11 protein-coding genes are annotated in these 13,574 nt (G+C 70.7%); 9 read left to right on the forward strand and 2 right to left on the reverse strand.

Annotated features, from left to right (window positions below; translation table 11 throughout):
* Positions 1-7: 7 nt before the first annotated feature.
* The gene (locus WMF14_RS49455; RefSeq protein WP_437798020.1) at positions 8-457 is read right to left on the reverse strand and encodes a DUF2203 domain-containing protein; all 450 of its coding nucleotides are present in this window, start codon (positions 455-457) and stop codon (positions 8-10) included.
* Between the two features lie 333 nt (positions 458-790).
* On the opposite strand from WMF14_RS49455, the gene WMF14_RS49460 reads away from it, so the two are divergent.
* The 9 genes from WMF14_RS49460 (at position 791) to WMF14_RS49500 (ending at position 10,767) form a co-directional block, all read left to right on the forward strand.
* Positions 791-1,636: an ABC transporter permease gene (locus WMF14_RS49460; protein ID WP_272096998.1), complete on the forward strand. Its 846-nt coding sequence runs from the start codon at positions 791-793 to the stop codon at positions 1,634-1,636.
* 66 nt (positions 1,637-1,702) lie between these two features.
* Positions 1,703-2,797 carry a polyamine ABC transporter substrate-binding protein gene (locus tag WMF14_RS49465; protein ID WP_437798023.1) on the forward strand — a complete coding sequence of 365 codons (1,095 nt, stop codon included), beginning with the start codon at positions 1,703-1,705 and terminating at the stop codon, positions 2,795-2,797.
* A 13-nt stretch (positions 2,798-2,810) separates the two neighbouring features.
* The gene (locus WMF14_RS49470) at positions 2,811-3,689 is read left to right on the forward strand and encodes an ABC transporter permease (RefSeq protein ID WP_272097002.1); all 879 of its coding nucleotides are present in this window, start codon (positions 2,811-2,813) and stop codon (positions 3,687-3,689) included.
* Between the two features lie 100 nt (positions 3,690-3,789).
* Positions 3,790-4,878, forward strand: coding sequence for an ABC transporter ATP-binding protein (locus WMF14_RS49475; protein WP_272097004.1), 1,089 nt, complete (start codon positions 3,790-3,792; stop codon positions 4,876-4,878).
* Positions 4,879-5,015: 137 nt separating this feature from the next.
* Positions 5,016-6,899 carry a DUF2330 domain-containing protein gene (locus WMF14_RS49480; RefSeq protein ID WP_437798026.1) on the forward strand — a complete coding sequence of 628 codons (1,884 nt, stop codon included), beginning with the start codon at positions 5,016-5,018 and terminating at the stop codon, positions 6,897-6,899.
* Between the two features lie 77 nt (positions 6,900-6,976).
* On the forward strand, positions 6,977-7,561 hold the full coding sequence (locus tag WMF14_RS49485) for a Uma2 family endonuclease (protein WP_437798028.1): 585 nt from the start codon (positions 6,977-6,979) through the stop codon (positions 7,559-7,561).
* Between the two features lie 25 nt (positions 7,562-7,586).
* Entirely contained in the window at positions 7,587-8,831 is a 1,245-nt protein-coding gene (locus WMF14_RS49490) for a molybdopterin molybdotransferase MoeA (RefSeq protein ID WP_437798030.1), read from the forward strand.
* A 737-nt stretch (positions 8,832-9,568) separates the two neighbouring features.
* Positions 9,569-10,249, forward strand: a complete 681-nt coding sequence (locus WMF14_RS49495; protein ID WP_437798031.1) for a sialate O-acetylesterase — start codon at positions 9,569-9,571, stop codon at positions 10,247-10,249.
* 140 nt (positions 10,250-10,389) lie between these two features.
* Entirely contained in the window at positions 10,390-10,767 is a 378-nt protein-coding gene (locus tag WMF14_RS49500; protein WP_437798033.1) for a DUF1304 domain-containing protein, read from the forward strand.
* A gap of 93 nt (positions 10,768-10,860) precedes the next feature.
* On the opposite strand, the gene WMF14_RS49505 is transcribed toward WMF14_RS49500, so the two are convergent.
* Positions 10,861-13,350 (reverse strand): TonB-dependent receptor domain-containing protein, encoded by a 2,490-nt coding sequence (locus tag WMF14_RS49505; protein WP_437798035.1) that lies wholly within the window; start codon positions 13,348-13,350, stop codon positions 10,861-10,863.
* Positions 13,351-13,574 lie beyond the last annotated feature (224 nt).

Here is a 13,574-nt window from a genome sequence, read left to right on the forward strand (position 1 = left end):
GGCCTCGTCAGTTGAGCAGCTGCCGGCGCCTCTCGGCGGTGATCGGTTTGCGCCCGGCGTAGCCGGCCTCGAGCCCGTGGTAGTGCTCCACGGCCGGCTCCCCGTAGCGCCAGCAGAGCCAGACGAGGGCGCCGTCGAGGCGCCCGTAGAAGTCGCAGAGGCCGATCCGCTGGTCCTTCACGACGACCCCGAGCTCCTCGACCTCCTGCCACCCGGACTCGTACGAGGCGATCTTCTCGGAGAGCTCGCGCTCGCGGGCCCGCGCCTGCTCGCTGCCGCTGCGCGCCAGCTCGATGAGCTGATCGGGCGTCGCCGCCGGGCTCTGCACGGCCTGCACGAGCTCCTGCCAGCAGCGCTCGATATCGGTCGCCAGGGCGAGCTGCCGGCCGATTATCGACGAGAGCCGCGGGACGAGCGCGTTCGCTTCTTCGATGGTCCAGATGCGGGAAGTGCTCACGGGACCTCACCTGAAGGGCGGCGCGACGACCCGGTCATGCAGGGCCGGTAAGCGGAGGAGAGTGCGGTGTCAAGGGCTTCTACGGAAGGAGCCGTCGCGCGCTGCATGCGGCGGGCGCGGCGGGCGCGAGCCGCGCGCACGGCGAGGGCGCGGTCGGCACGGGCGTGCGTGAGGTGGGCGCGTGCGGGCGTGCGGTCGGTGCAGGCGCCAACAGCCAGGGTGGCCGCGATCACCTGCGTCGTGCCCTTCCTCTCCGCCCGGCAATGTGTTGCAAGCGGCGTTCTGCAAGCGATAAGCTCGCGCGGCGATCCTGTCGGGTTGCGAGACCGCCGCATGCGACTCCGGACGATATCGGGCATCAAGCTGTCGAATTTGCTCCTTGGCGGCTGGAGCGGGCTCGTCCTCCTCTACCTGTATCTGCCGATCCTGCTCCTCATCGCCTACTCCTTCAACGACTCGCGGATGAGCGTGGTGTGGGAGGGGTTCACCTTCAAATGGTATCGGCAGCTCTTCGATGAGCTCGTCGCCCACCTGGGCGACGAGCGGCGGTCGCCGCTCATCGAGTCGCTGAGCAACAGCGTGATCATCGCCGCGATCACGACGGCGTTCTCGGTCGCCCTCGGCACGGCGGGCGCCTTCCTGCTCTATCGGTACAGGTTCCCCGCGCTCCGGTCGATCACGACGCTGATCTTCATTCCCATGATCATCCCGGAGATCATCATGGGGATCAGCCTGCTCATCTTCTTCAAGACGGTGGAGCTCGATCTCGGCTTCACGACCGTCATCGTCTCGCACGTCACCTTCTGTTTCCCGTTCGTGCTGATCGCCGTCCAGGCGCGGCTCGCGGGGCTCGATCCGTCGCTCGAGGAGGCCGCCCTGGACCTCGGGGCGACGCCGCTCAAGGCGTTCTTCCTGATCATGGTGCCTTACCTTCTGCCCGCGATCATCTCCGGTGCGCTGATGTCGTTCACGCTGTCGATGGACGAGCTCATCGTCACCTACTTCACCCGCGGGCCCAAGTCCGAGACCCTGCCGATCAAGGTGTTCGGCATGGCGAAGGTGGGTCTGAACCCGATGCTGAACACGATCTCGACCGTGTTCATCGTAGCGACTGCGATGCTCGTCGTGGTCGCCGAGTCGCTGAAGGGCACCGCGAAGCGGCTCCCCGACGAGGGCTGAAGGGGAGCGGCGCGCGGCGCGAACGCGGGCGCCTGCGCCGGCGCAGGCGAGACAAGGAAAAGGCCAATGAAACGCATCTCAGCGCTCTTGATACTGATGTTCGTCCCGCTCCTCTGCCTCCTCGGCTGCGGGAAGAAGGAGAGCCCGGCGCCGCAGCAGGCGGCCGCCTCGGGGAACGCCCCGGCGACCGAGCCGAAGCCCGGCAACGAGCTCAACCTCTTCGGGTGGTCCGAGTACGTCCCCCAGGAGGTCCTGGACGGCTTCACGAAGGAGACGGGGATCAAGGTCAACTACGAGACCTTCGCCTCGAACGAGGAGATGCTGTCGAAGCTCCTCGCGGGGGGCACCCGGTACGACCTCATCCAGCCCTCGGAGTACGCGGTCGAGGCGCTCATCAGGCAGAAGAAGCTGCAGCTGCTCGATCAATCGCGCATCCCGAACCTGAAGAACATCGCGCCTGCGTTCAGGAACCAGCCGCACGACCCGGAGCTCAAGTACTCGGTCCCGTGGATGGCCACGGTCGTGGGCATCGTCGTCAACACCCAGAAGGTGAAGGAGCCCGTGAAGGGCTTCAAGGACGTGTTCCAGCCGAAGTACAAGGGACGCATCGTGGCCCTGAACGACAACCGCGAGATGGTCTCGTGGGTCATGGTGACGATGGGGATGAACGCCAACGACGTGACGCCGGAGAACCTCGCGAAGGTCAAGCCGACCCTCGCGGAGTGGATCAAGCTCGTGAAGGTGTTCGACTCCGACAGCCCGAAGACGGCGCTGCTCAACGGCGACGTCGACATCGGCGTCGTCTGGAGCGGGGAGGCGGCCCTGCTCTACCAGGAGAACAAGGACAAGTTCCAGTTCATCCTGCCGCAGGAGGGGACGCACAAGGCGATCGACAGCCTGGTGATCCCCGACAGCGCCCAGAACAAGATCGGCGCGGAGATGTTCATGAACTACATCCTCCGCCCCGAGGTCAGCAAGCTCATCTCGGACAAGTTCCCTTACACGAACCCGAACGCGGAGGCGCGCAAGCTGCTCACGCCGGAGCAGCTCGCGAACCCGGCGAGCTACCCGCCCATCGCGGGGCTGGAGACCTTCCACGACATCGGCAAGGCGGCCGCGGACGTGGACAAGCTCGTGACCGACCTCAAGGCGTCGGAGTGAGCGGCGGGGCGTCATGAACACGGCCACCGGGCAGGTCGTCGAGTTCCAGGGCGCCCGGCGGAGGCCGGGCGTCCGCGGGTGGCTGCTGCTCGCCCCGCTCTTGATCTGGCTCTTCGCCTTCGTCGTGGCGCCCACCGCGATCATGTTCGTCTACAGCTTCTGCGAGCGGGACGAGCTCGGGCAGGTGGTCTTCGAGCTCTCGCTGTCGAGCTACTCTCGGGTCTTCGACCCGACCTACGTCAAGATCCTGCTGAGCTCGATCAAGTACGCCGCTATCACCACGGTGATCTGCCTCATCGCGGGTTATCCGGTGGCGTACTTCATCGGGCGGGCCAGGGAGGGCGTCAGGAACCGGCTGCTCATGCTGGTGATGGTGCCGTTCTGGACGAGCTTCCTCATCCGGACGTATGCCTGGATGTCGATCCTCAAGTCGGAGGGGCTCCTCAACGGGCTGCTCCTCTACCTGCGGATCATCTCGACCCCCCTCGACATCATGTACACGCCGACGGCGGTCGTCATCGGCCTCGTCTACTCGTATTTGCCGTTCATGATCCTGCCCATCTACGGGAGCGTCGAGAAGCTCGACAACGCCCTGATCGAGGCGGCGTTCGATCTCGGCGCGGGGCCCGTGTCGGCGTTCTCTCACGTCATCGTCCCGCTCACCCGCCCGGGCATCCTCGCGGGCGTCCTGCTCGTGTTCATCCCGGCGCTCGGGATGTTCGCGATCACCGATCTCATGGGGGGATCGCGCGTGCCGATGATCGGCAACGTCATCCAGAACCAGTTCGGCCAGGCGCGCGACTGGCCCTTCGGCGCCGCGCTCGGCATGACGCTCCTGCTCCTGTTCTCGCTCTTCTTCCTGCTCGGCCTGCGCAAGGAGCCAGAGGCCTGATGCGGCGCCTTCCCGCGAGGCGCACCGCCGCGCCTCTCCGCCTCTCCGGCGCTCCTTACCGGCCCTCTCCCGCCCTTGGCCGGCTCTCCGAGGTGAATCGATGGATGTGATGGTCGAGCTCCGCGCGGTCACCAAGCGATTCGGCGCCTTCCACGCCGTGAGCGAGGTCGATCTCCAGATCAGGGCGGGCGAGTTCATTACCCTCCTCGGGCCCTCGGGGTGCGGCAAGACGACGCTGCTCCGGATGATCTCTGGCTTCGAGACGCCGTCGAGCGGCACGGTCCTCCTCGAGGGGAAGGACGTCACGCACGAGCCGCCCTACCGCCGGGACGTGAACCAGGTGTTCCAGAGCTACGCGCTGTTCCCTCACATGACCGTGCAGGAGAACATCGGCTTCGGGCTGCGGATGAAGAAGGTGCCCCGGGCGGAGATCGCCGAGCGGGTCCGGGCCGCGGTCGCGATGGTGTCGCTCGGGGGCATGGAGCAGCGCAAGCCGTCGCAGCTGTCCGGCGGGCAGCGGCAGCGGGTCGCGCTCGCGCGGGCCATCGTGTGCCGCCCGAAGGTCCTGCTGCTCGACGAGCCCCTCTCCGCGCTGGACGCGAAGCTCCGGCACGCCATGCAGGTGGAGCTCAAGGAGCTGCAAAAGCAGCTCGGGATCACCTTCGTGTTCGTGACCCACGACCAGGAAGAGGCGCTCACCATGAGCGACCGCATCGCCGTGATCAACAAGGGCCGGATCGAGCAGCTCGGCGACGCGTCGCAGATCTATCACCGCCCCAAGACGACGTTTGTCGCGAATTTCATCGGCCAGGCCAACATCCTCCGCGCGACCGTCCTCTCGCGGAGCGGCGATCACGCCCGGGTCCGGCTCGTCGACGGGGGGCTCGAGCTCCTCGTCAACGCCGAGCACCTGGCGGGCGGGGCCGGGAGCACCCTTGTCTCCATCCGGCCGGAGAAGATCGCGCTCCGCAAGGAGCCGCAGGGCGCGCCGGAGAACCGCTTCGAGGCGCGCGTGGAGGACGAGCTGTTCAAGGGCGCCACCGACCAGCTGCGCCTCCGGACCGACGCCGGCCTCGTGCTCACGGCGGTGGTCGCCAACGAGAGCTCCGGCCAGGCGGCGCTGCACGCCGGAGACCGGGTGTTCTGCCACCTCCACCCCGACGACATCGTGATCGTCCACGAGGAGTGATCCTCGCGGATCGGCCGTCGCGCCCGTGTGGCGCCGGGGCGTCGTGAACCGCCGTTCTCAGCCGGACGCGGCCGTGTGGAAGTTGGCCTCGAACACGGCGTACGCTGGAGGGCATGCTGCTTGCCAATCGGCCTCGCATGCCCCGACGGTCGCTTGCGGTCGCTCTTTCTTCATCGGTCCTTCTCTCGCTCTCCGGCGACGCCCTCGCCACGGGGGCATGGCTGCCCGGCGCCGGACAGGCGTCGGTCGAGCAGCGCGTCGCCGTCGCGGCCGGCCCGGAGCGCACGACGCTCTGGACGAGCCTGCGGTTCCAGGGCGCGAGCGGGCCCGTGGCCCTCGTCGTGCCGGTGCCGCCGCTCGCCGCGCTCGACACGAGCTCGGACGCGTGGTTCGAGGCGCTCGAGGCGGCGACGGCGCCCCGGGTGCTCCCGCCCCAGGGCGTCGACCCGTACTGCCCCGGGGAGGCGGGCGCGCCGGGCCCCTTCGAGACGGTCGGGCGGCTCGCCCACGAGGCGACGCTCGAGCCGGTCGAGGTGACGGTGCTCGAGGACGCCGACGCGGTCGCGCGCTGGGCGGCGTCGGCCGGGCTCGCGCTGTCCTCCGAGACGGCCGCGCAGCTCGGGAGTCTGCAAGGGATGCGGTTCGCGGCGGCCCGCTTCGACGCCCCCGGCGGCGCGGCGGTCACGAGGACGCTGCGCGTCGCCATGGGCGGCGGTGAGCCGATCCTGCCGCTGTCGCTGGCCGCGGCGGGCGCGGGCGACGTGCAGGTGACGGCGTGGCTGCTCGGCGACGGCCGGGGCGCGCTCTCGGGCGCGGCGCCGGTGACGCTCCCGCCGGCCTCGCTGAGCTGGGACGCGAGCGCGCAGCGCAGCGATTACGCGGAGCTCCGCGCCGGGGCCCTCGGCCAGGCGGGGCTCCGCGGGGCGCTCGTCGAGGGCGCGGGCCACGAGGCGCTGAGCCGCCGCATCTCCCTCGGCAGCGACAGCGTGGACAGCGTGATCGAGGCCTATTTCGCGCGCGCGAGCGCGTACGGCGACATCGGCGATGCGCCGGGGACGTGCGCCGCGGTCGCCGCGGCCGCGCTGGAGTCGACCCTCAAGGTCGCCGCGAGCTGCCCGCGCGCCGCCCACGGCGTTGTCGACGGCGCGCTGGACTGCGCGGAGTCGCCCCGGAGGGACGAGACCGATCCCGATCTCCTGCGCTGCGGTCCGGCCGCCGACGATCTCGCGGTCGGGCTCTCCGGGCTCGCGCCGTCGTCGGTGTGGCTGACCCGCGTCTCGCTCCGGCTCGCGGCCGGGCAGCCCGGCGCGGACTGGCCGCTGACCTTCGGGGAGGGCGCCGCGATCTCGCCGGTCGTGAGGGCCGGGAGCGTCCGCGTGGACGAGTGCTCCGGCGAGGCCGGCGCGGGCGGCTCGTCGGGCGTGGGCGGGCCCGACGGCCTGGGCGGCGGGCCCGACGGTCTGGGCGGCGGGCCGGGCAGCGGCGGATCTGGCCCGGCCAGCGGCTCGTCCGGCGCCGGGAACCCGCCGATTGACGATTACTACGACGAGCCGGCCGCCGACGTGGGCTGCGGCTGCTCCGGCACCGCCGAGACGGTGGTCGTGGACGACGTCGAACCGCAGGACGTCGACGACGACGAGTACTACGCGGAGGACGACGGCTGCAGCGGCGACACGAGCGAGCCGGCGCCCGAGGACGAGTACTACGCGGAGGACGACGGCTGCAGCGGGGACACGAGCGAGTCCGAGGACGAGTACTACGCGGAGGACGACGGCTGCAGCGGGGACACGAGCGAGTCCGAGGACGAGTACTACGCGGAGGACGACGGCTGCAGCGGGGACACGAGCGAGTCCGAGGACGCCGAGTCGGAGGACTGCTCGATCGCGCGCGAGCGGCAGCCGAGCGCCCGGAAGAAGCGCGGGCCGAAGCTGTCGGTGATGGCGCTCGGGATGTTCGCGATGATCGCGCCCCTCCGGCGCGCGAGCCGGCCGCGGAAGGGCGGCGAGAACGGCGGGCGGTAGGCCGCGCGGCGGCGCTCCGGGAGGGGGGCGCACCGGAGGGGCGGTTCCCGTGGCATACTCCCGGGCGAGGTCATGACGTGAACGCGCCCGCCCGCCGGCTCTCCTTCACTTACGCCGACTACCTCGAGCAGGAGCGGGCGAGCCCGACGAAGCACGAGTTCCTCGGCGGCGAGATCTTCGACATGGCCGGCGGCACGCCGGAGCACGCGCGGCTCGCGGCGCGGGTGACCGTGGCGCTCGGCGCGCAGCTCGGCCGGCGCCCGTGCGAGGTGTTCTCGTCCGACCTCCGCGTGCGCGTGCGCGCGACCGGCCTCGCCACCTACCCCGACGTGAGCGTCGTCTGCGGCCAGATCGCGCGCGATCCCGAGGACAAGGACGCGGTGGTCAACCCGCTGGTGCTGGTCGAGGTGCTGTCGGACTCCTCGGAGGCGTACGACCGGGGAGAGAAGTTCGCGCACTACCGCCGGATCCCCTCGCTGAGGGAGTACGTCCTGGTCTCCCAGGCGCACCGGCGGATCGAGGTCTTCCGGCGCAACGAGGACGGCTCGTGGACGCTCTACGAGGCCGGGCCCGGCGAGCGCGCGCGGCTCGCGTCGATCGACGCCCTGCTCGATGTGGACGAGGTGTACCGGGGCGCGCTCGAGGCCTCCGCGGCGGTCTGAGCGGCCGTCGTTCCACGGAGAGCCGATGCGCGACGTCCGGATGCGGGGTTTTCGCGAGCAAACGGCGGTCGAGCGCGCGCTCGAGGTCCTGGAGCGGCGGATCCAGCGGCTCGGTGACGAGCTGGCCCCGATCGGCGAGGCGGCCGGGCGGGTGGCGGCGGAGCCCGTGCGCGCGCGGGTCAGCGTGCCGCACTTCGTCCGAGCGGCGATGGACGGCTATGCGCTGCTCGGCGAGGCGACCGCCGGCGCGGCTGCGTTCGCGCCGGTGGAGCTCGCGCTCGTGGGCGCGTCGTTGCCCGGGCGCCCGCACGTGGGCGCGATCCGCCGGGGCGAGGCCGTGCGGATCACGACCGGCGCGCCGGTGCCGGAGGGGGCGGACGCGGTGCTGGTGGCGGAGCGCGCGGAGGAGGGCGCGGGCCGCGACGGGGCCGCGGTCGTGCGGGCGCGCGAGCCGGTGCCGTCCGGCAAGCACGTCGCGGCGATCGGCGAGGACGTGCTGGAGGGCGCGGAGGTCGTGCCGGCGGGGCGCCGTCTGCGCCCGCAGGACGTCGGCGTGCTCGCCTCGACCGGGGTCGCCGAGGTGCGCGTGGTGCGCAGGCCGTCGGTGCGGATCCTGATCACGGGCGACGAGCTCCTGCCGCCGGGGAGCACGCCGAGCGGGGCGTGCATCGTCGACACGAACAGCCTTGTGCTCTCGGCGCTCGCGCGCCGCGACGGCGCGGAGGACATCGCCGTCGCGTACGTCCCCGACCGGCGCGAGGCGGTGCGGGCTGCCCTCGAGGGGGCGAGCGGGGACGTGGTGCTGGTCTCCGGCGGGTCGTCGGTCGGCTCGGAGGACCATGCGCCGCTCGTCCTTGCGGAGCTGGGTGAGGTGGTGGTTCACGGCGTCGCGATGCGCCCGGCGAAGCCGGCCGGGTTCGGCTTCTTGCCCGGCGGGCGGGCGGTGTTCCTGCTGCCGGGCAACCCGGTGTCGTGCCTCTGCGCCTACGAGTTCTTCGCCGGCCCGTCGATCCGCGCCCTCGGCGGCCTGCCTCGCGCGTGGCCGCACCGGCGGCGGCGGTGCGTTGTGGCGAGCGAGATCGTCTCCCAGCCCGGGCGCGTCGATTACGTGAGGGTGCGCGTCGAGGGAGATCGGGTGTTTCCGATCGCGACGAGCGGCGCGTCCATCCTGTCGTCGACGACGCGCGCGGACGGCGTGGTCGTCGTGCAGGCCGAGGAAGCGGTGATAGGCGAGGGCGCCGAGGTCGAGGTGCTGCTCTACGACGTGTGAGGGACGCGTGAGGCGAGGGGCAGCGGGATCTGCCGCCGGGCGGAGCCGTGTACACGTGTTGCCCGCGCGGCGCGTCCGTTTCAAATTTCCGAGGTCCGGGACCATGAAACCGCTTCGTTTCGAGAGGGCCGGTCCGCGCTTGAGGGGCAGGGGGAACGAACGCCGCCGACGATGAAAGAATCCATCAACCGCGGTCTCCTCCGCGCGCGCTCCTGGGCCGAATCCTGGATGCCAGGCGCCCGAGATGCGATAGGTTAGGCCTCGGCGCTGAGCTCTTTGCGGGCGAGGTTCGTCCTGTCGGCACCGCACTGCCGGCCCCCCAATTCCGCTCTTCTGTTCTGATCGCGACCGGGCGCGACGAGGTAATGACCATGACTCAGATGAACCGCACACTCCGAGGCACTGCCAGATTCCTGCTCCTCCCACTCCTCGCCATGCTCGCTGCGTCGGGTTGTGGCGAGTCCTCTTCGCCTGGCGCGACCGGTGAGGTCGACAACACCGGAGGGGCCGGTCCGGGGACCGGAGGCGGCGCCACAGCCAGCACGACCGCGGGAACCGGAGGCGGCGCCACGGCCAGCACGACCGCGGGAACCGGAGGCGGCGCCACAGGCAGCACGACCGCTGGCACTGGAGGCGGCGCCACGGTAGGGACCGGATCGGATAGCAGCGGGGCAAGCACCAGCAGCGGGGCAAGCACCAGCAGCGGGTCGAGCTCAGGTCCGACGTTCCACATCTTCATGCTCATGGGCCAGTCGAACATGGCTGGCGTCGCGGACAAGCAGGCCAGTGACCAAAATTCTGACGTGCGGCTCAAGGTCCTCGGCGGATGCAATCAGCCGGCCGGACAGTGGAACGTGGCCAATCCGCCGCTCAACGACTGCCCTGGTGAAAAGGGATGGAACCTGTCGACCTCCGTCGACCCAGGCATCTGGTTCGGCAAGACCCTCCTCGGAAAGCTGCCTGAGGGGGACACGATCGGGCTGGTCGGCACGGCCGAGAGCGGTGAATCGATCAACACGTTCATCTCTGGCGGCTCGCATCACCAGATGATCTTGAACAAGATCGCCAAGGCGAAGACGGCCGAGAATGCGCGCTTCGCGGGCATCATCTTCCACCAGGGTGAGTCCGACAGCGGCCAGAGCTCATGGCCCGGCAAGGTCGTTCAGCTCTATAACGAGGTGAAAGAAGCCTGGGGTGTCGACTACGACGTTCCCTTCATCCTTGGAGAGCTCCCCGCGGGCGGGTGCTGCAGCGGCCACAACAGCCTCGTGCACCAAGCGGCCGATATGTTGCCTGACGGGTACTGGGTCTCTCAGGATGGGACCAAGGTCATGGATCAGTACCACTTCGATCATGCGTCCGTCGTGCTCATGGGCACGCGTTATGGTGAGAAGATGATCGACGCTTTGGGGTGGTGACCTGAGGCGTCCCCGCATTTTTGCCTCGCCGAGGAGGACTGCGGTAACCGCGCTTGCTGTGGTCAGTCGACCATGAAGCATCCCCTCGAAGTCTGGGGGGAAACCCGCGGCACCAGGGCGCGCGTGGTAAGGTGCGCCGCATGCTGATCGCTTCTCAGATCGTCGTCGCGTTGATCGGAGCCCTTCACATCTACATCCTCGTCCTGGAGATGTTCTTGTGGCGCACCGAACGAGCGTACAAGGCGTTCGGTACGACCCCCGAGGTCGCCGCGATCACCGCGCCGCTGGCGGCCAACCAGGGGCTCTACAACGGATTCCTCGCCGCGGGCCTGCTCTGGGGCGTCATCCATCCGAACAGGGCCTTTGCATGGCAAATCCAGGCCTTCTTCCTCCTCTGCGTGGCCGTCGCCGGTGTCTACGGCGCCGCGACGGCAAAGCGATCCATCCTGTTCGTGCAGACCGTCCCGTCGGCCATCGGCCTCGCCTTGGTCCTGCTCGCCAATCGGGCGGGTGGCTGAAGCGAAGCGGCTCGGCCGACGGCGGCCGCGCGGCAGAGCAGCTCGTCTCTTAAGTCCCTCGCTGGTGGCGTCTGGGGTCGTGCCTTCGGGGCGTCAGAACCCGCCCTCCAGGCCGAAGTTCGGGACGGTGACAGGCCCGAACGTCGTCGGCTCGCACGGCGAGAACGCATCGCACCTCCCCGGCAGGGTCTCCTTCGACAGCGTGGCGTTGAGCACGTCGAGGACGACCGCCAGCCAGCCCGACTTCCCGATCGACCAGCGCTTCTCCAGGCGGACATCGAGGCGGAAGAACGGCGGCAGCCGCTCCCACCGCGGCGCTCCGCCGGCGAGGGATCCGGAGCCTCCGGGGACGCCGCCGATCGGCGGGAGCGTCGCGCCGCCGATCCTCTGGGGGAGCCCGGAGTAGAACACGAAGCGCCCGCCAGCCCTGTACCCGCGGCCGAGGTCGTAGGTCAGCGCGACGTTCGCCACGTGGGTCCGATCGAACGAGCTCAGTTGCCGGCTTCGGCCGATGTTCCTCGTGGAGCGCGACAGCGTGTACGACGCGAACCCGCCGACGCGCCGCGTGAGCCGCCGGTGGGCCGACAGCTCCACGCCGGTCGCGGCGCCGAGCGCGCGGAGCGTGAAGGCGTCCTCGACCGAATCGAGGCCGAGCGAGCCGAGCGCGTCGGTCATGTCGAAGAACGCGTTGTGGAACACCGAGACCGTGGCCGTGATGTCCTCCGGCAGCGCGAGCTCGAGGCCGGCGCTCGACTGGAAGCTCCGCTGGAGGCCGTCCTCGAGGCGCGGGCGGAAGCCGGGGATCGGGACGACGAAGCTCGGCAGCTGGGAGGCGATGCCGTGCGCCTGCACGAACGTCACGCCGCGCCCGAGGGAGAGCCGCGCCGAGAGCCGCGGATCGACGGCGAGCGCGACCGTGCCGTCCGAGTGGTAGAGATCGAGCCGGAGCCCAGGGGTGATGCGCAGGCGCGGGGTGATCGCGATGTCGGACTCGATGTAGCCGCCCACCGTGAGGTCGACGCGGCTCAAGAGGAGATCGTCGACGGGGACCTCGTTGTCATCGTCCGGCGCGACGCCGCCCGGAGGGGCGCCGGCGTCGGTCCCGAGATCGATCTCGTTGTCGTCGATCACGGCGTCGATGCCGGCGCGGATCGTCGTCTCGTCGCGCAGCCGGTGAGCGAGCGAGAGGCGCGCGCCGAGGCTCCGAGTCAGCGCTTTCTGGTCGTCCCCGATCCCCGTCTCGTCGTGGCCGAGCGTCAGCGCGCCGCGCAGCGCGCTGCCCTGGCCATAGGCCTGGTCGTACCGGAGATCGAGCCGGTGAAACGTCGTGTCGAAGAGGGTCGTCCTCTCGCCGTCTTCGTCGCTCGCGAGGAAGTCGTGGGCGCCGAACGCGAAGAGGCTCACCCGGCCTTCCGGGACGACCTCGTAGGACAGCCGGGCCTGGTAATCCCAGTAATCGAGCGCGACCTCGGGGGCGGCGAGCGAGAGGAGCAACGCCGTGTACGAGTAGCGGCCGCCCACGAGCGCGACCCCGTGGCCGCCGGCGAAGGGGCCCTCGACGAGCCCGCCCACGTCGACGAGCCGGAGCATGCCCTCACCGTGCCAGTACGGGAGCGGCGGCGTCGTCTCGCCCGCGACGATGCCGCCGGCGTACCGACCGTGACGCGCGGGGTAGCCGCCCGGGTAGAGGTCGACGCGATCGACGATGCCGGGATGGACCACGGAGGGCCCGAGTCCCAGGTGATAGAGGTAGGGGACGCGGATGCCGTCGAGGAAATAGCCGACGTTGCCCGGCGGTGAGCCGCGAACGTAGAAGAACGGCAGCCCCGAGACGATGGGGGTCACCCCGGGGAGCACCTCGAGGGCGCGGAAGGGGTCGCCGAACGCGCCGGGGACGATCCTGACCTCGCCGCGGCTCAAGCTGGAGACGCCGGGCGCCGACTGCTCGCCGCGCACGGTGACCTCGATCGCGCGCGGCGCGCTCGGCGCCGGCCCGGCTTCCGTGGCCGGGCGCTCCGGCGCGGGCGCGGAGGCGCCGGGCGCGGCTGCGGAGGCGTCGGGCGGCGCGGCTGCGGAGGCGTCGGGCGGCGCGGGCGATGCGGCCTCGGTGAAGCGGACCTCGACGCGGATCCTGGCGGCGGTCGGCGCGCCGTTCCTTGTGGCCGGCGCAAAGCGGAACGACGTTGCGGCGGCCACGGCGGCCGATGCGAACGGCTCCGCGCCCTCCTCGGCGACCGCGGAGCGGACGGTCCCGTCGGCGTTGACCGTGAGGACGAGGCGGACCGTCGCGTCACCATGCGCCCCAGCAGGGTAGTCGGCGCCGAGCGGCGTGAGCGGCGTTGGTGGGACGAGCGCCGCCGGCGGCGTATCGGGGGGCGGCGCCGCCGGCGGCGTATCGGAGGGCGGCGCTGCCGTTGGCGCATCGGGGGGCGGCGCCGCCGGTGCCGGCGGCGCATCACCGGACGGCTCCGCGGGCAGCTTTGCATGGGGCAGCGGCGTGTCGGGCGCGGCGGCGGCGATGCACGGCGCGAGCGTGATCGCGAGCAGCGCTGCGGCTGCCGTGGATCGCCGGAGGAAGCGCATCGCCGCGCCGCGGAGAGGCGGCTCAGCGAGGACCAGAGCGGGGCGCTGGGTCGAGCAACGTGGCGGCCAAGTGGTCGAAACCATGGATGTTTTCATGTGAGCGGCGCTCGCGCCGGCGGCCTGATGGGCTTCCTGGGGACCGGTCGCATCGGATCGCTCTCGCCGGATGGGGGTGTCCCGGGGGGACGACCGCCAGCTTCTGCCATGATCTACGCCGAACGACC

It is taken from the genome of Sorangium sp. So ce693 (assembly GCF_051521375.1).
Taxonomy (GTDB): domain Bacteria; phylum Myxococcota_A; class Polyangia; order Polyangiales; family Polyangiaceae; genus Sorangium; species Sorangium atrum.